Raw genomic sequence first — 18,224 nt, forward strand, 5'->3', positions numbered from 1 at the left:
GTGATCACGCGGTCATCATCCTCTTCCACATCTGATAGGCGGCACGCATGCCCGTTTCGGCGCTCACGTCGCCTGCTTCATGCCCTGCCTCGGCCTGACCTTCGGGTGCATCGGTCCCGCGATTCAGCATGATCCATTGATCGCCACCGGCACGCGCGCCCCTCTGCACACGCTCCCAACCTTCGGCATCGTCGGGCGTGCCGAATCCCATTGGTCCTTGAAAATGTTCGTGAAGGCGAAGCCGCATCCGGTTGGCCGCCTTCGGCCCGCCGTCCATGCCGATGGCGACGTGGGTGATCTCCGTCTCATCGACCTCGACAGGGCGAAGCACGCGGAAGAAGGCCATCGAACAGGCGACATTGGGGAACAGATTGAGGTTGAAGCCGGTACCACCCACAGCGCGTACGATCTTGCGTACCTCCTGATCGGAATGCCCTTCCTCAGCCAGTTCCCTGGCCAGGTCAGCGAAGCGTTGCGGGATAGGGGCATCAAGATTGTCATCCAGATCGATGAGATCGGGAATCATCACCATGACGCTGTGCCCGTTGCCCAGATCCTCGACCCAGCCGCCATGGCCGAGAACATCGAACACATTCTCCGCTTCGGCATCGAGCGAGTCGAGGAACGTCTTGTGGACGATCGGAAAATGATAAGCGTCCGTGGTGTTCTCCAACTGGATCTTCCAGTTGCCAGGAAAGCGGAAGCGATGCTCGCCAAGCGTCCTGACCGGATAGCCACCGCCCTGCTTCATGAAGAGGTCGATCCACTTGCGCGCAGACCCCAGAAAATCGACCAGTGGCTCGATATCCTGTTTGAAGGTCGCGAAGATCAGCCCGTTATATTCCTCGGTACGCAGCGTAACGAGGCCAAAGTCGCTATTGTCGAAATCTTCCGCATAGCCGCTCTTGTGCGGCACCTTGCGCAGCCGTCCGTCGGGATCGTAGCTCCACCCATGATAGGGGCAGACGAATACGCTGGCCCTGCCCTTGCGCTTTTCGCACACGCTGGCGGCGCGGTGTCGGCAACGGTTGAGAAGCGTGTGGATGGCGCCCTGTTTGTCGCGCGTGACGATGACCGGCTCGCGACCGACATAGGATGTCTTGAAGCTGTTGGGCGTCGCAATGTCACTCGCATGCGCAACCCACACCCAGGTGTTGCGAAAAATGCGATCCATCTCGACATCGAAAATGCCGGGATCGGTATAGAGCGGGGTAAGGGCACGGTCTTCCCGCACCATCTCCGCGAAATCAGTACTGCTCATGCTTCGTCCTTCGATAGGCTGTCAGGTACGGAAATCGGCGCGGCGTCGGACCAATGGTCAACGTCGCGCGAAAAGATGTTCTCGGTGATGAAATGGCAGATACGCCAATGGTCGTCCTCGATGCGGCAATGAATCGTGAGCGCCGCGCTTCGCAGGTCGGAACGGCCGTCGCTGTAGGTCGATGTCTGCAGCATCATCCAGCGGCCGATTGCGGCATTCTGGTCGACCTCGATCGTCTCGCTCGACAGGAAATGCGCGTTCATGGCAAAATGCGCGCTCGGCTTCGCGTAGCTGGCGAGCATCGCCACGATCGCGTCGCGTCCATCATGGCGTCCAAATGCCTCACGGTAACGGCCCCGCCCCTCCCACATGGCGTCGCGGGTAAAACATGTCGCCAGATCGGCCATATCTGTGTCGGGACCAAGCGTATCGCACAGCCGAAAATAGCGCATGACGACGGCCCGCACCGCATGTTCGGCCCGGAAAAGCGCAAGTTCTGCGCGCAGCGCCGCTATCTCGCTATCCATGGTCATGCCAGATCGCCCAAGACGCGGTGCGCGATGGCGCAAAGCATGTCGTCGGCCATCATGGCGCCGACAAGTTGAACCGCGGCGGGCTTGCCGCCTGGCCCATCGATGGGAAGGCTGATCGCCGGATGGCCCGTGAGGTTGAATGGGCGGATCAGTAACGTGAGGCGCAGCATCCGCGCGGCATCGCCCAGATCATCGAGCGCCGGCGGGACAGTAGGCAATGTCGGCAGCGCGAGCGCATCGACATCGTGCAGAAGGGCATCGACCTGAGCGCGGAAACGCTGGCGAACCCCCTCCCCCGCTGCCACCTGATCGGGCGTGACGCTCGCGGCGGCGCGAATCCGGGCCTGCACGTCCGCCCCCATACGCGCGTCGTCAGACAGGGGGCCGAACAAGTCCCACATCTCGGCAGCCATGATCGCAATGCCCGCCTCGAAGGCTGCGTGCATATCGTCCAGATCGACGTCCACGACCTCCACGCCAGGCCGCTCCAGGGCTGCGCGCACCACTTCGACGATCCCCGGATCGGCTTCGGTCGTGACCCATCCCAGCCGGACGGTCGTCGGAACGGGCGCCGGCGTGAAGCCCGGATCGATCAGCGCCATAGCTGCCTCGATCCCGGCGACGTCGCGCGCGAAGGGGCCGACGCAATCGAGGCTTGATGAGGCGGGCGTGCAGCCGCGTCGGCTGACGCGGCCAAAACTGGGCTTCAGCCCGACAACACCGCAACAGGCGGCCGGCATGCGGATCGATCCCCCCGTGTCCGTGCCGATTGCGATCTCCGCCAGGCCCGCCGCGACGGCCGCCGCCGATCCGCTGGATGACCCGCCGGGGATAAGGTCAGGATAACGTGTATTGCGCGGCGTACCGAGCCATGGATTGACGCCAGTAACGCCATAGGCCAGCTCGTGCATGTTGGTCTTGCCGACAATCTGGCCACCGCCCGAAAGAATGGCCTCCACCACATCGGCATGGCGCGACGCTGGTGGCTGATCGACAAAAGCCCTGCTTCCCGCGCGGGTCGGCCAGCCGGCGATGTCGATGCAGTCTTTGATCGCGACTGATGGGCCAGCGCCGCCGATGCGGAATTGCTCGACGAAGATCGCGTCCTTTGCCATTCGCTTCCATCCAGTTTCTATTCTCTACAAATGAGAATAGAGATTTAGGTTGAATATTCAACCTAAATCTCACGACGGCAGGCAGAAAGGTTTGGCAGGAATGCGCATATCGGCGGACCATGAGATCAGCTATCGAAGCTGGCCCTTCTATTGGCTGGCCCGGGCGAGCGGCCGCTATCGCGCACGTATGGAAGAATTGCTGCGTCCGACTGGGCTCGACATGGCACGCTGGCGCGTCCTCATGACGCTCCACCAGGATCGCGTGGCGAGCGTCAGCGAAATCGCTTCGCATGCGATCGAAAAACTGCCGACCATGACGAAGATCATCCAACGTATGGAATCGGACCAGTTGGTGCGTCGCCAGCCACGTCCGGGTCGGGAGCGGGTTATGGAAGTCGTCCTGACCGAGGCAGGCGAACTGGCTGGCGAGCAGGCATGGGAAGCCGCTACGGCGCTGTACGGCCAGGCGTTCGCAGGGATGAGCGCCAGTGATATCGCGCAGCTTACCGCGTTGCTGGAGCGGGTGGCGGAAAATCTGAATGGCGCCCCTTCGGCCGAGTCTCCTTAAGCAGGGCGACCGATATGAAGCTGATCAGACAAAGCGCGCCAAGATAGAGTGCAACCGGCACCGGCGAGCCATAGCGGGCAAACAGCGCCGCCGACAGCAGCGGTACCATGCCCACGATCACGGCTGCGACCTCGTGTACGAAAGCAAGGCCGGAATAGCGCACCTCTCCTTCGAACATCTCGCTATAAAGTGCCGGTTGCACACCGATCATGGCGGCATGGCAAATACCGTTGCCGATGACGAAGGCCAGGATGATCAGCGACGTCGACCCGGATTCCAGCATATGAAGAAAGGGATAGGCAAACAGCGCCATCGCGACCAGCCCGGCCATATAGACGGGACGTCGACCAAGCCGGTCGGAGATCGCGCCGAACACTGGCATCATGGCACTGTCCGCGATCATGCCGAGCATGATCCCGACAAGCATCACGTCGGTCGCTGCCCCGACCGACGCGCCGTAGACGAGCGAGAAGGTGATCAGCATCTGCGATCCCCCATTTTCGCCCAACCGCGCGCCGATGCCGAGCAGCAATGTCCGCGGGTAGCTGCGCAGCAATGTGACGATCGGTAATGCCGCATGTGCGGAATCGCCGACAGGCAAAGCGGTTTCCGCCACGCGCTTGCGGATGAAGACACCGGCAATGAAAATCACGACGCTGCCAAGGAATGGCAGTCGCCACCCCCAACTGTAGAAGTCAGTGTCGGGCAACTGACGCACCAGAAAAAAGGCGAGCGAAGAGACGACGAACCCCAGTCCCACTCCGGCCTGGCTCCACGCTCCAAAGAAGCCGCGCCGATGAGCCGGCGCATTTTCCGTGATCATCAAGACGCCGCCGCCCCACTCGCCGCCTGCCGCCAGCCCTTGCGCCAGACGCAGGATCACCAGAAGGGCTGGCGCCCACCAGCCTATCTGTGCGTAAGTCGGCAACAGGCCCATGGCAAAGGTTGCCACGCCCATGATCGACAGGGTCCAGATGAGAGACGTCTTGCGACCGAAGCGATCACCGATATGGCCAAAGAGCAGCCCGCCCACAGGACGCGCCACGAAGCCGACCGCATAGACCGAAAGCGCAGCCAGTGACGCAACGGCGGGATCGGCCGCCGGAAAAAACAGCTTGTTGAACACGAGTGCCGCAGCGGCGCTGAACAGAAAGAAGTCATACCATTCAAGCGCGTTCCCGGCGATCGACCCGATCACGGCGCGACGCGCGCGCTGTCGTTGGGTGCCCGCAGCGGCGCCCATATCGATCACGCCGCAGGGGCCGTGCAAAAGCCGATGACGGCGTCTGAAAATGCCCGCGGCTGCTCGACATTCGATAGATGCGCCGCCGAAAGTATATGCATGGCTGCACCAGGAATACCGCTTGCCAGCAACCGCGCATGTTCGATCGGCGTCGCAGGATCATCGTCTCCAGCGATGACCAGGGTCGGCACGCTGATCAATGGCAGCAGCGGCCGCTGATCCATGTCGCGGATCGCCGCGCTGCACCCGGCATAGCCTTGCGGATCGGTATTCAGCAGCAACGCGCGCACCGCCGCCAGTTCATCACTCTGGCCTGCGCGGAAGCCGGGTGTGAACCAGCGTTCGAGGACCGCATCTGCCATCGCCCTCATGCCCGATGCGCGCACAGCGCAAATGCGCTCGTCCCAGCCCGAAGGAGGGCCCATATAGGGCGAGGTGTTGGCAAGGATCAGGCGATCGAGCCGCTCCGGCACACGCCAGCCGAGCCATTGCCCGATCATTCCCCCCTTCGAAAGCCCGCAAAAATGAAAGCGGTCAATGCCAAGAGCGTCGACCAACTCGATGACGTCGCGGCCAAGCCGGTCGATGGAATAAGCCCCGGCGGGTACGTCCGAAAGGCCATGACCGCGGCTGTCGTAGCGGATGACCCTGAAATGCTCTGTGAAGGATGCGATTTGCGCGTCCCACATCGCCATCGCCGTCCCCAGCGAATTGGACAGCAGGAGAACGGGCGCATCGTCTGGCCCGTCTATCCGATAGGCCAGCGCACATCCGTCGCCGGTTGAAATCCGTCCGCTTGTCATAGCCGCTCCAGCACCAGTGACAGCCCCTGACCGACGCCTACGCACAATGTCGCCAAGCCGATCCCGCCTTGTTGGCGTTCAAGTCGATGGACCAATGTCTGGACAAGGCGCGCGCCCGACATGCCGAGCGGGTGACCAAGCGCTATAGCCCCGCCATGTCCGTTCACGCGCGGATCGGCATCTTCGACATGAAGCCCCCTCAGTACGGCAAGCGCCTGGCTGGCGAAGGCCTCGTTCAACTCGATGGCGTCGATCTGGTCGATGGAGAGCTTCAGTCGGGCGAGCAGCTTCTGCGTCGCCGGAACAGGACCAATACCCATTATGCGAGGTGCAACCCCTGCGCTCGCCATGCCCAATATGCGGGCACGCGGCTGGAGGCCATGACGCTTGACCGCCGTTTCGCTCGCTATGATCATAGCTGCCGCACCGTCGTTCACGCCGGATGCATTGCCAGCCGTCACTGTGCCATCGGGCCGGACAATAGGTTTTAGGGTCGCGAGCGCTTCGAGCGTCGTTTCTGCGCGTGGATGTTCGTCACGGTCGACAACAGTCTCGCCCTTGCGACTCTTGATCGTTACCGACACGATTTCGGCCGCGAGCAAACCGTCTGCCTGTGCCTGCGCGGTAAGTCGCTGACTGCGAAGCGCGAATGCATCCTGATCTTCTCGCGCGATGGCGAAATCCTGCGCGACATTCTCGCCCGTTTCCGGCATCGAATCGACGCCATATAGACGCTTCATCAGAGGGTTGACGAAACGCCATCCACTCGTCGTGTCATAGACGGTATTGTCCCGCGAAAATGCCGTTGCAGCCTTGGGCATGACGAACGGCGCCCTACTCATGCTTTCGACGCCGCCCGCCACGATGAGATCGGCATCGCCTGCCCGAATTGCTCTGGCCGCCGATCCTACCGCGTCGAGACCCGATGCGCAGAGCCGATTGATTGTCGTGCCCCCGACATTTTCGGGCAGACCGGCGAGCAACGCCGCCATGCGAGCGACATTACGATTATCCTCGCCCGCCTGATTGGCACAGCCCAGGATTACATCGTCAATCGCGGCGGGGTCTAGCGCGCTGCAACGCGCAACAAGAGCGCGGAGCGGAATCGCAGCAAGATCATCGGCACGGACAGTTGCCAGCGCACCACCATAGCGCCCGATAGGCGTGCGGACAGCGTCACAGATGAAAGCATCGGTCACGCGGCAGCCCTCGTCTCGACCTTGGCCCCGGTTTGGGCGATCAACGTCGCCTCGCTGACACCCGGCGCCAGCTCGATCAGTCGGAACATAGAGTTTGCCTTGTCGACCTCCAGCACGCCAAGATCCGTGATAACCAGATCGACCACGCCTGTACCGGTCAACGGCAGGGTGCAGCGATCAAGCAGCTTGGGCGCGCCCGATTTGGACACATGGTCCATCACAACGACGACGCGCTTCACGCCAGCGACAAGGTCCATCGCGCCGCCCATGCCCTTGACCATCTTGCCGGGGATCGTCCAGTTGGCAAGATCGCCATTGGCGGCAACCTCCATCGCACCCAGCACCGTCAGGTCGATATGCCCCCCGCGGATCATCGCAAAGCTGTCGGCCGAGGAGAAGAAGCTTGACGTCGGCAACGCCGTGATCGTCTGCTTACCGGCATTGATGAGATCGGGGTCTACCTCATCCTCATAAGGAAACGGTCCCATCCCCAGCATCCCATTTTCGGACTGGAGCGTAACATTCATGCCGACGGGAATGAAATTCGCGACCAGAGTGGGGATGCCGATGCCCAGATTCACAAAATAGCCGTCCCGCAATTCCCGCGCGGCACGGGCCGCCATTTGGTCCCGTGTCCAGCTCATTGCACCGTCTCTCTTTTCCGAACTGTCAGTTTTTCGATCCGTTTCTCGTTGATCGTGCTCAGCACGACCCGGTCGACATAGATGGCAGGGGTATGAATATGATCGGGATCGAAAACGCCATCGTCGACGATTTCTTCGACCTCGACCACCGTTACGCGGCCCGCTGTCGCCATGTTCGGATTGAAATTGCGCGCTGCCTTGCGGAACATCAGATTGCCCGCACGATCGGCACGCCATGCCTTGATGATGGAAAGGTCGGCGCGCAGCCAGGTTTCGCGAACATAGTCCTGACCTTCAAACGTCTCCACCGGCTTTCCCTCAGCGACAACAGTGCCGACGCCTGTCCTCGTGTAAAAGGCCGGGATGCCTGCTCCACCCGCGCGAATACGCTCGGCCAGCGTACCCTGCGGGTTCAGCTCAAGCTCCAGTTCGCCGGTCAGATAAAGCTGTTCGAACAGCTTGTTCTCACCCACATAAGAGGAGATCATTTTCCGGATCTGCCGGTTTTCCAGCAGCATCCACAGGCCGAACCCGTCCGCGCCGCAATTGTTGGAAATGACTGTCAAATCCTTGATCCCCGATCGCCTGATTTCCGGAATCAGACTTTCGGGATTGCCAGACAGGCCGAAGCCGCCAGACATGATGGTCATGCCGTCGAACAGCAGCCCTTCCAGGGCAGAAGCGGGATCGGGATAAAGCTTGCTCATGCCTTCGCTCGTTCCATCACGCCGTGGCGCGTACGCGGGCTGAGAAAGTCTCGTCGTCCGCATCGCTTGCCCGCTGCAGGACGAAATCAAAGGCGATGTGCGCGCTGTCGCCCTGGCGGTTTGGCACCGGCAGCAACCCTTCGCGCGTACCAAAGGCGAAATCGTCGGCCGCAAACGGGTCGTCACCGAAATTGATCTGCGTCGTCAGTGTCCGATAACCCGGCGCTTCGACGAAAAAGTGGACATGGGCGGGGCGATTGCCGTGGCGACCCAGCGCCTGCATAAGCTGGTCCGTCGCACCCTGCGGCGGGACGCTGTAGCCATTGGGCATTTTGGAATGGAACGCATAGCGGCCATCGGCGCCCAGCTTGATCCGCCGACGATTATTGAACGGCGTCTGCTCCCCGGTCGGATCGAAATGCGAATAGAAGCCTTTGGAATTGGCATGCCAGACGTGCAGGATGGCATTAGGCACTGGCTCACCATCGGGTCCGGTGATGCTGCCACCCATATAGAGGGTGCCGGTGTCGTCGGGATCGCTCGTCAGGTTGGCGTCATTCTCGACTAGCGGTGCATCCTTGACGTAAAGCGGGCCTTCAATCGTGCGCGGCGTCCCGCCGTCTCGTCCGGCTTCCCGGTCCTTGGCATCCATATAAAGGTCAAGAAAATGTTCCAGACCGACGCCGGGCACCAGCAGGCCGAATTCGGGTGCGCCATTCTGGAGGAAAGAGACTGCCTGCCAGAATTCGCTTTCGGAAATGTCATGCTCGACGATAAGCTTCATGGTCGATTCCAGCCAATCGCGCATGATCGTCTTCAGGCGAGCATTACCGCCCGCAACCGACAAACCGCTGGCCCGATTGAGCAGATCCTGCACCGGCTGTGTCCGAACGAAATCCACGTCCATAATCCAACTCCTTTGTTTTCTGTCAGCGATCGTCGTCGTGAAGCGAAGACGGGTGACGGCATAAAGCCGTCACGCGAATGGTCATGAAAGGATAGAGCGGCAGGCTCATCAGAATGTCATGAAGCGCGCCATTACTGTCGACGTCGAAGATACTGACATTGCTATACTGGCCGACCACGCGCCAGATGTGACGCCAGGTGCCTGCGCGCTGCAATTCCTGAAAGCGCGCTTTTTCCGCCTGCTTGAGTGCATCGAAGCGGTCTGCGTCATAGTCGAGAGGGACGTTGACATCCATTTCCACCTTGAAGAGCATATCAGTCAGCCTTTCTGCGCAGCGGGGATGCTGATGGTAGGACGCGACAAGGCGTCGCGGCGAAGAAACGCGATGCGGTCTTCGTCCAGAGTGATGCCCAGTCCGGGCCCTGAAGGGACTTGAAGCACAAAGTCGCCATAAGTGAGCGGCGTTTCGAGAATTTCCTCGGTCAGCAGGAGCGGCCCGAACAATTCCGTACCGAAAGACAGCGTGCCGAACGTCGCAAAGACGTGTGCGGACGCGACGGTTCCCACCCCCGCTTCCAACATCGTGCCACCATAGAGTGCAACGCCGGCTGCGTCGGCAATCGCCTGCACCGCCTTTGCGGCGATCAGGCCACCTGACTGCTCGATCTTGACCGCGAACACGTCCGCCGCGCCGCGCACGGCATGATCATAAGCGTCAACCGGCCCCCGCAGCGCCTCGTCAGCCATGATCGGGATGACCCCGGCAGCGCGCAGTCGCTCCATGCCCGCGCGATTGTTGCGCGAGATCGGCTGTTCGACAAGATCACAACCGACATCTGCGAGCATCTTCATACCCTTAAGAGCGGTCGTTTCGTCCCACGCCATGTTGACGTCGACGCGGATGGACGCCTTGTCCCCCAGCGCCTTCTTGATCGCACCGACATGCGCGACATCGTCGGCAACGGGACGCTTGCCGATCTTCAGTTTGAACGCATTGTGCCGACGGCATGCGATCATCGCTTCGGCTTCGGCAATATCCTTGGCGGTATTTCCGCTCGCCAGAGTCCACAGCACAGGCAGGCTGTCCCGCGCCCGTCCGCCGAGAAATTCACTGACAGCCATTCCGCAGCGCTTGCCCTGGGCATCGAGCAACGCGGTTTCGATCGCGCATTTCGCAAAATGGTTACCCACGATCGACGTGTCGAGCGCGGCCATGATCATGGCCGGGCGGGATGCATCCCCGGCCAGCAGTATCGGGCTGAAATAGGTATCGATCGCCAGTTTGATGCCCTCGGGGCTTTCCTCACCATAGGCAAGCCCACCGATCGTCGTCGCTTCACCGATACCGACCACGCCATCGCAGCAATGAAGGCGCACGATGCAAAGCGTCTGACGATACATGGTCGTCATGGCGAGGACGTGCGGACGGATCGTCGGGACATCGACGATAATCGTCTCCACCTTTTCGACGGCGATCATTCGGCCTCCTCATACCTCAGTCATATGCAAGATATGGCCGATTCTCCGGTATGACAAAGACTTGATTCGTCTTTTTCCATACCTCATAGGTATGATCATGGAACTGCGACATCTCCATTATTTCCTAGCGGTTGCGCGTGAACGCAATTTTACCAGAGCGGCGGGATTATTGGGCATCGCTCAGCCGCCACTCAGCCGGCAAATTCGCGAGCTTGAGGATGAATTGGGCCAGGCCCTGTTCGACCGTGAAAGCCGACCGATCGCGCTGACCGATGCGGGCCGAGTGATGCTCGACCACGCACAACGGGTGATGCAAGCCGTTGGGCAGCTTCATGCCGCGATGAAGCGTCATGCCGAAGGTGGCCGACAGCGCTTCATCATCGGCTTTGTCGGATCGACAATTTATGGCCCGGTACCCGACCTGATCCGTCGTTTTCGCGCTGCAGCCCCTCAGATTGAGATCGATCTGGTAGAAATGAACACGATGGCGCAGATAGAAGCGCTCAAGAACGGGCGCATCGACGCTGGCTTTGGCCGCCTGACCGCCGACGATCGCGCAATCCGCCGCCATTTGATCGTGCGTGAAAGGCTGCTCATGGCACTGCCTGTCTTCCATCAACTGGCAGCACCCAAGGGACAGCCCATCAGCCTAAACGCCGCCGCGCATGAGCCTTTGATTCTCTACCCCAGCGAACCACGACCCAGCTATGCCGACCAACTGCTCGACATATTGAGAGATCATGACGTTCAGCCTGGCCCGATGCGCGAAGTGCGGGAGTTGCAGACTGCGCTCGGCCTCGTCGCTGCCGGCGTAGGTATCGCGATCGTCCCTGCCGCAGTTCAGCGCCTGCGACGGGATGACATCGTCTACCGCCCTATTGCGGAGCGCGATGCAATCTCTCCCATCATCGTTAGCTGGCGGATCGCTGACCAATCCGAGCCAACCCGGCTACTCGAACGCCTTTGCCGGGAATTGTCCGAAGGAACAGCGGCCGGGCTCAATGCGGCACTGACCGACATTTAGTTGAAAATTCTAGTGACAGCCCGATGCGACCACGATATTCCCGTCAATATTAGTTGAAAAGGAAAGCGATCGAATCGACTTTCCAGGTTAATCGACGGGGAGTGACGTGCGATTGAATAAGCGACCATCAAAGCTCATGCTTCTCGCAATTGTCGGAATGACGGCCGCTGCGCCAGCACGCGCGCAGGATGCGGCGTCGGGCGCCCTGGTCTTCAAGAGGTGCGCTATCTGCCACTCTACCGATCCCGCCAAGGGGCCCAAAATCGGGCCTGCCCTGAACGCCGTCGTGAACCGAAAGGCAGGAACCGTCACCGGTTTCACCTATTCGTCGGCACTGGCAAAAAGCGGTATCATATGGACAGCTGACAAGCTCGACGCCTTCGTCGCGCGACCATCGGGTGTGGTTCCGGGCAATCGCATGGCGTTCGGTGGCATCCCCGATGCCAAGCAGCGCGCCGACCTTATCGCTTTTCTTAAAACGCTGCGCAAATAATGTCGCGGTCAAACAGCCGGGGAGATATGGAATGAGGTTCTGGCATGTGATGCTGCTGACCAGCCTGATCGCCGCGCCGGCCGCTGCCCAACTTGAGCCCGAGACGTTGAACGTCGCCGAACTCGACGCTCAGATGAAGCCACACTGGATCTGGGTCAACGATGTCTCGTTCAACCGGCCGCTGGATGGTCGTGCATATCTGGTCGACGCGGATAGCGGCGCATTTCTCGGCATGGTGAGTGGCGGATATGTGCAGGGGCCGCTGCAAATCGCGCCCGACGGACAGCGTTTTTCGATGGTCTCGACCTATTATTCACGCGGTTCGACCGGGGAGCGCACGGACGTCGTGACCTTTTACGACATCAAGACGCTCGGCAGGACGGGAGAGGTCATCATCCCGCCCAAGCAGATGAAGTCCTTGCCGCTGCTGGCCCATTCGACGCGAACCGATGACGACCGCTTCCAGATCGTCACGAACTTCACGCCCGAGCAGTCGATCACCATTGTCGACGTGCCGGCGCAAAAGCTCGTAGGGGAAACGGAAACGCCCGGCTGTACCCTCGTATATCCCGTTGATGCCCGGCGCTTCATGATGCTGTGTGGCGATGGATCGATGCAGACGGCCACGCTTTCGGAGACCGGCGCGCTGACACTCGGCAAGGCGTCGCAGCCCATTTTTGCCGATAGCGATCCGGCCCATGAAAAGGCCGTCCGCCTGTCCACGTCAGAATGGCTTTTCCAGACGTCTGACACGCACGCGGTCGTCGTCGATGGGTCGGGCGCCGTCCCGAAGGTGAAGAAACGCTGGAGCATGATCGGCCAGGATGTTGCCGGCTGGCGAACGGGCGGGGTGCAGCCGATCGCCTATCATGCAGCGACCAAGCGTCTTTTCACATTGATGCATGAAGGGGATGCGACCACCCGCCAGGATCCCGGCGTGGAGATCTGGGTTTTCGACGCCACCACGGGCAAACGCCTGCACCGCTATCCGATGGCTGGCCCTGCCACCGCCATTGCGGTCAGCGAAGATGATCAGCCATTGCTTTACACTGCAATGTTCGGTGTCCCCAAGCTCATCGTATATGATGCCGCGACTGGCAAACAGCTTCGCGAAATTGACGAAATGGGTAGCGCAATCACCGTCTTGCAGCCTGCACCTCGCATTCCGGGCGCGAAATGAGCATCGATCCGTTCATCGCGCTTGTCGTGCGAGGCGCCCTTGCGGCGCTGATGATGGCAGCGGCATGGCACAAGCTGCGCGACATGGCCGCCTTTACCGACGTTCTGGCCGACTATCGGCTGCTTCCTGCTGCCGCTCTACCTTGGGTCGCGCCGCTCGTTCCGTTAGCCGAAGGCTCGGCAGCCATCGTCACGCTGGTCTGGGGCACGCCTGGTCTGGTCGCGATTGCCGGTCTATTGCTGCTGTACGCCGGATCGATCGCCATCAACCTGAAACGCGGTCGGCGCACCATTGACTGCGGTTGTCTGGCCTTTGGCAAGACAGGAATGCCTATCCATCGGCGCATGGTCGTACGCAATGTCATGCTTGCTATAATAGCTTTCGCCATTGCCGCCGCCGAGACCAGTGGACGCTCGCTGATGTGGCTCGACTGGTTCGGCATGGCCTGCGCCATTCTCGCTACCGCCCTTCTTTATGCTATCATGGAAGCCGCGACTGCGCAGGCTCGGAGGATCAGGTCATGATCGTAGCTCTATCGATTGCCGTCGTCGTTCAATGGATATTGTTGCTGGCGCTGTGTACAGGCGTGCTGCTGCTGTTCCGCCAAGTTGGCCAATTGCACGAACGGTTGGGCCCTGTTGGCGCATTGACATTGCCCGGCGGCATTGCGGTCGGCGATCGAGCACCGCGTTTCGAACTGGAAGCCTTGGGAGGCGGCACTGTCACGCTCGGCGGACAAGATGACAGCAGGCGCGACACGCTCCTGTTCTTCCTCTCGCCGCGTTGTTCAATGTGCAAATCGCTGATCCCCATCGTGAAATCGATCGCGCGGGAAGAAAGCGCTTCACTTCGCGTCGTACTGGCCAGCGATGGCGATGAGGATCTTCAACGCGCGATGATCGTCGACGAGCGGCTCGACGCTTTCCCGCTCGTGCTGTCGACCGATCTCGGCATGGCCTATGCGGTGTCCAAACTGCCCTATGCCGTGCTCATAACGGCAAATGGTGATGTCGCGGCCAAGGGGCTGGTTAACAACCGCGAGCATCTGGAAAGCCTGTTCGAGGCGCGCCGACATGGTGTCGCATCACTTCAGCAATATCTTGAAAAAGCACGCAAGCCCTTCGTTCCGGCTCAGCAAAGGACGGTCGCATGAACAGAATGGATCGGGTGGCCGAATATCTCGCCCGCAACGCTGCCCGCCGTCTGTCGAGACGGGGTTTCATCGGCCGACTGGGCGCGGCTATTACGGTCGGGGCGTCACCACTGTTGCCCGTGTCGCGGGGTATCGCGGCAACAGCGCCTACGCCGCCACAACCGGGGGAAGCCGGCGATCCGGCGAGTTGCGACTATTGGCGCTATTGCGCGATCGACGGTTTCCTCTGTTCCTGTTGCGGGGGGTCGGCATCCACTTGCCCGCCAGGTACCGAACCTTCGCCGATCACCTGGATCGGAACCTGTCGCAATCCCGTCGACAACAAGGATTATGTCGTTTCGTATAATGATTGCTGCGGCAAGAGCGCTTGCGGCCGCTGCGAATGCACGCGCAATGAACGCGACATGCCGGTCTATCAGCCGTCAGCGGCAAATGATCTCGACTGGTGCCTCGGCACGCAGAGCGGCGTCGTCTATAATTGCTCGACGGCCGTGATCCTCGGCCCTGCTGGTTGAGGCTGTGGGCGGCCGCTGGGTATCGATGGCATTCTGCGCGACCGCGCTCGTCGGGCTGCTAGCAGCCAACGCGCCCGATCCTGAAACCCTGTCGCCGCGCACCAACTATATGTTGCATTGCCAGGGCTGCCACCTCGCCGACGGTAGTGGGCGGAAGGGCAAGGTTCCCGATATGCGCGGCGAACTGGGACGGATTGCGCAGTTACCGGGCGGTCGCGACTATATCGGCCGCGTTCCGGGCGTCGCCAACGCGCAACTGACGGATGCGCAGCTGGCGCGCGTGCTCAACTGGCTCATCCCGGAAATGACACCCGAGATCGCGGCCACCTTCGCTCCCTATTCCGCAAGCGAAGTCGGTCATCTGCGGCGCAATCGGCTCCAGGAAGTGCGGGCCGTCCGCCAACGCTTGCTGACGCAGGACCGTGGGAAGCCTCTGCAAACGCAGTGAGCGATCAGGTCCGCAGCCTGGTGTAGATGCGTTCGAGCAGCTTGTTGAGACGCAACTGGTCTGCCTGGGTCGTCTTGGCGAAAGCTTTTTCGAATACTTTCTCGGCGACGCCCCACGCTCGCTCGCGCGCTTCCAGGCCGCTCTGTGTCAGGGTAACCTCAGTCACCCGGCCATCGCTTGCGCGCTGGGCGCAGGCGACGAGCCCGTCAGCTTCCATACGCTGGATCGTCTTCAACATTGTCGGCAGCTTTGCGATCGCAAGCTCGGCGATTTCCGTAACGCTGATCGCTTGCCCCGGCGCGACGCACATCAGCACGCGCCAGCGCGGAACGTCCAGTCCGATCTTGCGCAAGGCTGGCTCGATCGTCCGAACATATTGGCCCGCCGTCTGGGTTATCCAGAAAAAGGGCCATTGCCGCGCATCGAAATCTGAGCCTTCCACTTTCCACTCCCGGAGTTGTCCGGCGATGCTCATAGAGCGTCGTGGCAATTTCTCAACCACGACCCTGAGCGGATTTGAGAAGCGTCTGTTTCATCCGGGCCGTCAACAGGATGACGGCCCGGATGAGGATCAGAATTTGAAAGAAGCCGCCAGCCCATATGATACCGGTTCGCCATAGATTTCCAGCCGGAAGAAGCTGACATTGTTGATATATGTCAGATATTCCTTGTTCCAGATATTCTTGCCCCAGGCTGCGACTTCCCAGCTTCCTTTCTTGCTGGCCAACGTCAGCCGCGCATTTTGAACCCAATAGGATGGCGCGCGGTCGAAAATTTGGCCTGTAGCCTCCAGGAAGCGGTTGCCGACGTAACGGAAATCGGTGTTGGCGATCAGTTCGAGGTTGGAACCCACCGCGAAGCTCTTTTGCACCATGCCTTGACCCGACCATTTGGGATTATTGACAGGGCGTTTGCCGTCCAGGGGCACTGATCCGACATAGGTCGCAATCGTCGCATTGGTATTGCGGAAGCGCGAATCCAGATAGCTTCCCCCCAGCCTGATCATGATGCTTGGATCGGGTCGGAAAGTCAGGTCGACTTCGGCGCCATAGCTTCGCGATCCCCCGATATTCCGGGTGATCGGTACGAGCGGCGACGATGGATCGTCGACGTTGGTCTGCAAATCCTTATAGTCATAGAAGAATGCAGACGCATTCAGATCAAGCTTGCGATCGAGAAGGCGCGACTTCGAACCGATTTCATAGGCGGTCAACTGCTCAGGATCGAAGCTGGTGATGACCCCGCCGAAGGGAATGCTGTAGCCGCCGCTGCGGAAGCCGCGGGAAACCGATGCGTAGAACAACTGGTTCGTGGAGGGCTTCCAATTCAGCCCCGCCCGGAAAGATGTGGTGTTATCGGTACGACGGTCGATCAGAGCATCGGCAGGGATGACCGGCGTTACTACATGGGTGCGGCCGGTTGGATCATTCGCGCCAAGATAGGTCAGCGCATCGATTGACGTGCGGTCGCTGGTGTAACGCAGACCACCGATCAGGGTGAGCGTATCAGTCAACGCATATTCGGCGTTGGTGAATGCCGCGATCGAGCGCACTTTCTGCGTAAACACGGCGGCCAGTCGCGGCGCAAAGGGCGGCAAGCCGAGCAACGCATTAGCCGACAGATCGGCGCTGGTGACATCTTTTATGGAATCATGTTCGTAGAAGCCGCCGACAAGCAGGTTCAGCCGCCCCAGCGTCGCGAACGCGCGCAGTTCCTGAGAGAACTGATTGATCTTGTCATAATAATTCTGGTTGGCAGTTGGATAAGGCGAGTTGTCAGGATCGTCCGTCTGATCGCGTTCGAAATAGTCAAAGGCCGTGATTGACGTGAAGCTGACATTGCCGGCCTGATGCTCGATGCGTGCATAGCCGCCATAGGCCGTGTTGTTGGCGCCCTGCGGATTGTCCGCCGAGAGTTCGCGAATGCTTTGCGTCTCGCGTAGCCCCAGCGGATTTGGTCCCGGCATGAAGGGGCCATATTTCAGGCATGCGGTGCGGTTTTTCCGTATTTCGCCGGTAAAGACCTGCGGACAAAGCGTGCCGTCCGGGTTGAAGATGCCAGGGCTCTTATAAGGGGTCAGTTCGCTCTTGTCGCGAAACGCATAGCCAAGCAACCGCAGCGAGGTGGCGGCGCCCTGCCATTTCAGTTGCAGGCGCCCGACCATCTGGTTGGGTGCACCATGGTCTCTCCCGGAAAGTAGATTGCGATAAGGGCCGCTACTGCCCTGGGCGACAAGGAACGATCCGCGCAGAGCAATAGTGTCACTCAACGTCTGGTTGAAAAATCCGTCCATGCGGGCGCGGCTGTAATTGTCGATATTGAAGTTCATGCCGCCGCTGGTTTCGAACTGCGGTTCTACGGTGTAGTAGTTCACCGATCCGCCAGTCGTATTGCGACCAAACAAGGTGCCTTGTGGCCCCTTGAGCGCTTCGACACGCTGAATGTCGAAAAATGGCACGGTCGCCATGAACGGCTTGCTCTTATAGACTTCGTCCACATGAATGGCGACGGGCGAGTCAAAGTTCGACGCGAACTCGTTCAGCCCGATACCGCGAACGGTGAAGGCCGGTAAATTGACACTGGTCGTCGCGACCACGCCGGTCAACTGGCTGGCCAGCGAACCTACGTCAGTGGCCTGGGAACGCCGTAGCTCATCCTCGCCAAAAGCGGTGATGTTGATGCCGATGTCGCGGACTGACTGCGCCCGCTTCTGCGCGGTGACCACAATCTCGTCGGACATGGGCGCTTCGGTTGCTTCCTGCGCCCACGCTGGCGCGCCGACAATGAAGGCAACGCCGCTCAGCAAGACGGTGGAATATTTCATCATCTAGTTTCCCCCTCTATCCATGTAAGAGGCTGGTCAGCCTCCTGTCCTTCCTGGAACATCAGCCTCTCTTGACGGCATGGGCCGCGGGCCTTGAGCCAGTAACGCTAGGCGACGCGCTGCTGCCG

At 60.4% G+C, this 18,224-nt stretch carries 21 protein-coding genes; 8 read left to right on the forward strand and 13 right to left on the reverse strand.

Going from position 1 to position 18,224, the window contains the following annotated elements:
* Window positions 1–4: 4 nt before the first annotated feature.
* From FE851_RS17575 to FE851_RS17585, 3 genes are read right to left on the reverse strand one after another with little or no spacing between them, the layout of a single operon-like run.
* Complete coding sequence (locus FE851_RS17575; protein ID WP_145205242.1) at window positions 5–1,261, reverse strand: aromatic ring-hydroxylating oxygenase subunit alpha; 1,257 nt, start codon at window positions 1,259–1,261, stop codon at window positions 5–7.
* Window positions 1,258–1,794: a nuclear transport factor 2 family protein gene (locus tag FE851_RS17580; protein ID WP_145205245.1), complete on the reverse strand. Its 537-nt coding sequence runs from the start codon at window positions 1,792–1,794 to the stop codon at window positions 1,258–1,260. The genes FE851_RS17575 and FE851_RS17580 overlap by 4 nt, the downstream gene beginning before the upstream one ends.
* Complete coding sequence (locus FE851_RS17585) at window positions 1,791–2,909, reverse strand: amidase (RefSeq protein WP_145205248.1); 1,119 nt, start codon at window positions 2,907–2,909, stop codon at window positions 1,791–1,793. Before FE851_RS17585 ends, FE851_RS17580 begins: the two co-directional genes overlap by 4 nt.
* A 100-nt stretch (window positions 2,910–3,009) precedes the next feature.
* Between FE851_RS17585 and FE851_RS17590 the strand changes: the two genes are divergently transcribed.
* A complete protein-coding gene (locus FE851_RS17590; RefSeq protein ID WP_145205251.1) occupies window positions 3,010–3,477 on the forward strand; it encodes a MarR family winged helix-turn-helix transcriptional regulator in 468 nt (155 codons plus the stop codon).
* Here the strand turns inward: FE851_RS17590 and FE851_RS17595 are convergent.
* Genes FE851_RS17595 through FE851_RS17630 form a run of 8 tightly spaced genes read right to left on the reverse strand, consistent with a single transcriptional unit; the run spans window position 3,413 to window position 10,459 of the window.
* Entirely contained in the window at window positions 3,413–4,720 is a 1,308-nt protein-coding gene (locus tag FE851_RS17595) for an MFS transporter (protein WP_145205254.1), read from the reverse strand. The genes FE851_RS17590 and FE851_RS17595 overlap by 65 nt on opposite strands.
* Before the next feature lie 5 nt (window positions 4,721–4,725).
* Window positions 4,726–5,523, reverse strand: a complete 798-nt coding sequence (pcaD, locus tag FE851_RS17600) for a 3-oxoadipate enol-lactonase (protein ID WP_145205258.1) — start codon at window positions 5,521–5,523, stop codon at window positions 4,726–4,728.
* A complete protein-coding gene (gene pcaF, locus FE851_RS17605) occupies window positions 5,520–6,722 on the reverse strand; it encodes a 3-oxoadipyl-CoA thiolase (RefSeq protein ID WP_145205261.1) in 1,203 nt (400 codons plus the stop codon). Before pcaF ends, pcaD begins: the two co-directional genes overlap by 4 nt.
* On the reverse strand, window positions 6,719–7,366 hold the full coding sequence (locus FE851_RS17610) for a 3-oxoacid CoA-transferase subunit B (protein ID WP_145205264.1): 648 nt from the start codon (window positions 7,364–7,366) through the stop codon (window positions 6,719–6,721). Before FE851_RS17610 ends, pcaF begins: the two co-directional genes overlap by 4 nt.
* Complete coding sequence (locus tag FE851_RS17615) at window positions 7,363–8,073, reverse strand: CoA transferase subunit A (protein ID WP_145205268.1); 711 nt, start codon at window positions 8,071–8,073, stop codon at window positions 7,363–7,365. Before FE851_RS17615 ends, FE851_RS17610 begins: the two co-directional genes overlap by 4 nt.
* Window positions 8,074–8,089: 16 nt before the next feature.
* Window positions 8,090–8,980, reverse strand: a complete 891-nt coding sequence (locus tag FE851_RS17620) for a dioxygenase (RefSeq protein WP_145205271.1) — start codon at window positions 8,978–8,980, stop codon at window positions 8,090–8,092.
* Between the two features lie 22 nt (window positions 8,981–9,002).
* Window positions 9,003–9,293 carry a muconolactone Delta-isomerase gene (gene catC / locus FE851_RS17625; protein WP_145205274.1) on the reverse strand — a complete coding sequence of 97 codons (291 nt, stop codon included), beginning with the start codon at window positions 9,291–9,293 and terminating at the stop codon, window positions 9,003–9,005.
* 5 nt (window positions 9,294–9,298) lie between these two features.
* Window positions 9,299–10,459, reverse strand: coding sequence for a muconate/chloromuconate family cycloisomerase (locus FE851_RS17630; protein WP_145205277.1), 1,161 nt, complete (start codon window positions 10,457–10,459; stop codon window positions 9,299–9,301).
* A gap of 97 nt (window positions 10,460–10,556) precedes the next feature.
* Between FE851_RS17630 and FE851_RS17635 the strand changes: the two genes are divergently transcribed.
* The 7 genes from FE851_RS17635 (at window position 10,557) to FE851_RS17665 (ending at window position 15,272) form a co-directional block, all read left to right on the forward strand.
* Complete coding sequence (locus tag FE851_RS17635) at window positions 10,557–11,483, forward strand: LysR family transcriptional regulator (protein ID WP_145205280.1); 927 nt, start codon at window positions 10,557–10,559, stop codon at window positions 11,481–11,483.
* Window positions 11,484–11,640: 157 nt separating this feature from the next.
* Window positions 11,641–11,976 (forward strand): c-type cytochrome, encoded by a 336-nt coding sequence (locus FE851_RS17640; protein ID WP_261371043.1) that lies wholly within the window; start codon window positions 11,641–11,643, stop codon window positions 11,974–11,976.
* Between the two features lie 31 nt (window positions 11,977–12,007).
* Window positions 12,008–13,156: an amine dehydrogenase large subunit gene (locus FE851_RS17645; protein ID WP_145205286.1), complete on the forward strand. Its 1,149-nt coding sequence runs from the start codon at window positions 12,008–12,010 to the stop codon at window positions 13,154–13,156.
* Window positions 13,153–13,680 (forward strand): MauE/DoxX family redox-associated membrane protein, encoded by a 528-nt coding sequence (locus FE851_RS17650; protein ID WP_145205289.1) that lies wholly within the window; start codon window positions 13,153–13,155, stop codon window positions 13,678–13,680. Before FE851_RS17645 ends, FE851_RS17650 begins: the two co-directional genes overlap by 4 nt.
* A complete protein-coding gene (locus FE851_RS17655; protein ID WP_145205292.1) occupies window positions 13,677–14,309 on the forward strand; it encodes a thiol-disulfide isomerase in 633 nt (210 codons plus the stop codon). Before FE851_RS17650 ends, FE851_RS17655 begins: the two co-directional genes overlap by 4 nt.
* Window positions 14,306–14,824 (forward strand): methylamine dehydrogenase light chain, encoded by a 519-nt coding sequence (locus FE851_RS17660; RefSeq protein ID WP_145205295.1) that lies wholly within the window; start codon window positions 14,306–14,308, stop codon window positions 14,822–14,824. The genes FE851_RS17655 and FE851_RS17660 overlap by 4 nt, the downstream gene beginning before the upstream one ends.
* 25 nt (window positions 14,825–14,849) lie before the next feature.
* Window positions 14,850–15,272 carry a c-type cytochrome gene (locus FE851_RS17665; RefSeq protein ID WP_145205298.1) on the forward strand — a complete coding sequence of 141 codons (423 nt, stop codon included), beginning with the start codon at window positions 14,850–14,852 and terminating at the stop codon, window positions 15,270–15,272.
* 4 nt (window positions 15,273–15,276) lie between these two features.
* Here the strand turns inward: FE851_RS17665 and FE851_RS17670 are convergent, their stop codons facing one another.
* Both FE851_RS17670 and FE851_RS17675 read right to left on the reverse strand, forming a co-directional pair.
* Window positions 15,277–15,714, reverse strand: a complete 438-nt coding sequence (locus FE851_RS17670; RefSeq protein WP_222422966.1) for a MarR family winged helix-turn-helix transcriptional regulator — start codon at window positions 15,712–15,714, stop codon at window positions 15,277–15,279.
* A 129-nt stretch (window positions 15,715–15,843) separates the two neighbouring features.
* A complete protein-coding gene (locus FE851_RS17675) occupies window positions 15,844–18,099 on the reverse strand; it encodes a TonB-dependent receptor (protein WP_261371044.1) in 2,256 nt (751 codons plus the stop codon).
* Window positions 18,100–18,224 lie beyond the last annotated feature (125 nt).

Origin of the sequence: Sphingobium sp. B2, from assembly GCF_007693735.1 — a bacterium.
Lineage (GTDB): Bacteria > Pseudomonadota > Alphaproteobacteria > Sphingomonadales > Sphingomonadaceae > Sphingobium > Sphingobium xenophagum.

Bases quoted from the DNA above. Each gene is read 5' to 3' on its own strand.
- FE851_RS17575 (WP_145205242.1), bottom strand. From the start codon at position 1,261: ATGAGCAGTACTGATTTCGCGGAGATGGTGCGGGAAGACCGTGCCCTT.
- FE851_RS17580 (WP_145205245.1), bottom strand. From the start codon at position 1,794: ATGACCATGGATAGCGAGATAGCGGCGCTGCGCGCAGAACTTGCGCTT.
- FE851_RS17585 (WP_145205248.1), bottom strand. From the start codon at position 2,909: ATGGCAAAGGACGCGATCTTCGTCGAGCAATTCCGCATCGGCGGCGCT.
- FE851_RS17590 (WP_145205251.1), top strand. From the start codon at position 3,010: ATGCGCATATCGGCGGACCATGAGATCAGCTATCGAAGCTGGCCCTTC.
- FE851_RS17595 (WP_145205254.1), bottom strand. From the start codon at position 4,720: ATGGGCGCCGCTGCGGGCACCCAACGACAGCGCGCGCGTCGCGCCGTG.
- pcaD (WP_145205258.1), bottom strand. From the start codon at position 5,523: ATGACAAGCGGACGGATTTCAACCGGCGACGGATGTGCGCTGGCCTAT.
- FE851_RS17610 (WP_145205264.1), bottom strand. From the start codon at position 7,366: ATGAGCTGGACACGGGACCAAATGGCGGCCCGTGCCGCGCGGGAATTG.
- FE851_RS17615 (WP_145205268.1), bottom strand. From the start codon at position 8,073: ATGAGCAAGCTTTATCCCGATCCCGCTTCTGCCCTGGAAGGGCTGCTG.
- FE851_RS17620 (WP_145205271.1), bottom strand. From the start codon at position 8,980: ATGGACGTGGATTTCGTTCGGACACAGCCGGTGCAGGATCTGCTCAAT.
- catC (WP_145205274.1), bottom strand. From the start codon at position 9,293: ATGCTCTTCAAGGTGGAAATGGATGTCAACGTCCCTCTCGACTATGAC.
- FE851_RS17630 (WP_145205277.1), bottom strand. From the start codon at position 10,459: ATGATCGCCGTCGAAAAGGTGGAGACGATTATCGTCGATGTCCCGACG.
- FE851_RS17635 (WP_145205280.1), top strand. From the start codon at position 10,557: ATGGAACTGCGACATCTCCATTATTTCCTAGCGGTTGCGCGTGAACGC.
- FE851_RS17640 (WP_261371043.1), top strand. From the start codon at position 11,641: ATGACGGCCGCTGCGCCAGCACGCGCGCAGGATGCGGCGTCGGGCGCC.
- FE851_RS17645 (WP_145205286.1), top strand. From the start codon at position 12,008: ATGAGGTTCTGGCATGTGATGCTGCTGACCAGCCTGATCGCCGCGCCG.
- FE851_RS17650 (WP_145205289.1), top strand. From the start codon at position 13,153: ATGAGCATCGATCCGTTCATCGCGCTTGTCGTGCGAGGCGCCCTTGCG.
- FE851_RS17655 (WP_145205292.1), top strand. From the start codon at position 13,677: ATGATCGTAGCTCTATCGATTGCCGTCGTCGTTCAATGGATATTGTTG.
- FE851_RS17660 (WP_145205295.1), top strand. From the start codon at position 14,306: ATGAACAGAATGGATCGGGTGGCCGAATATCTCGCCCGCAACGCTGCC.
- FE851_RS17665 (WP_145205298.1), top strand. From the start codon at position 14,850: ATGGCATTCTGCGCGACCGCGCTCGTCGGGCTGCTAGCAGCCAACGCG.
- FE851_RS17675 (WP_261371044.1), bottom strand. From the start codon at position 18,099: ATGATGAAATATTCCACCGTCTTGCTGAGCGGCGTTGCCTTCATTGTC.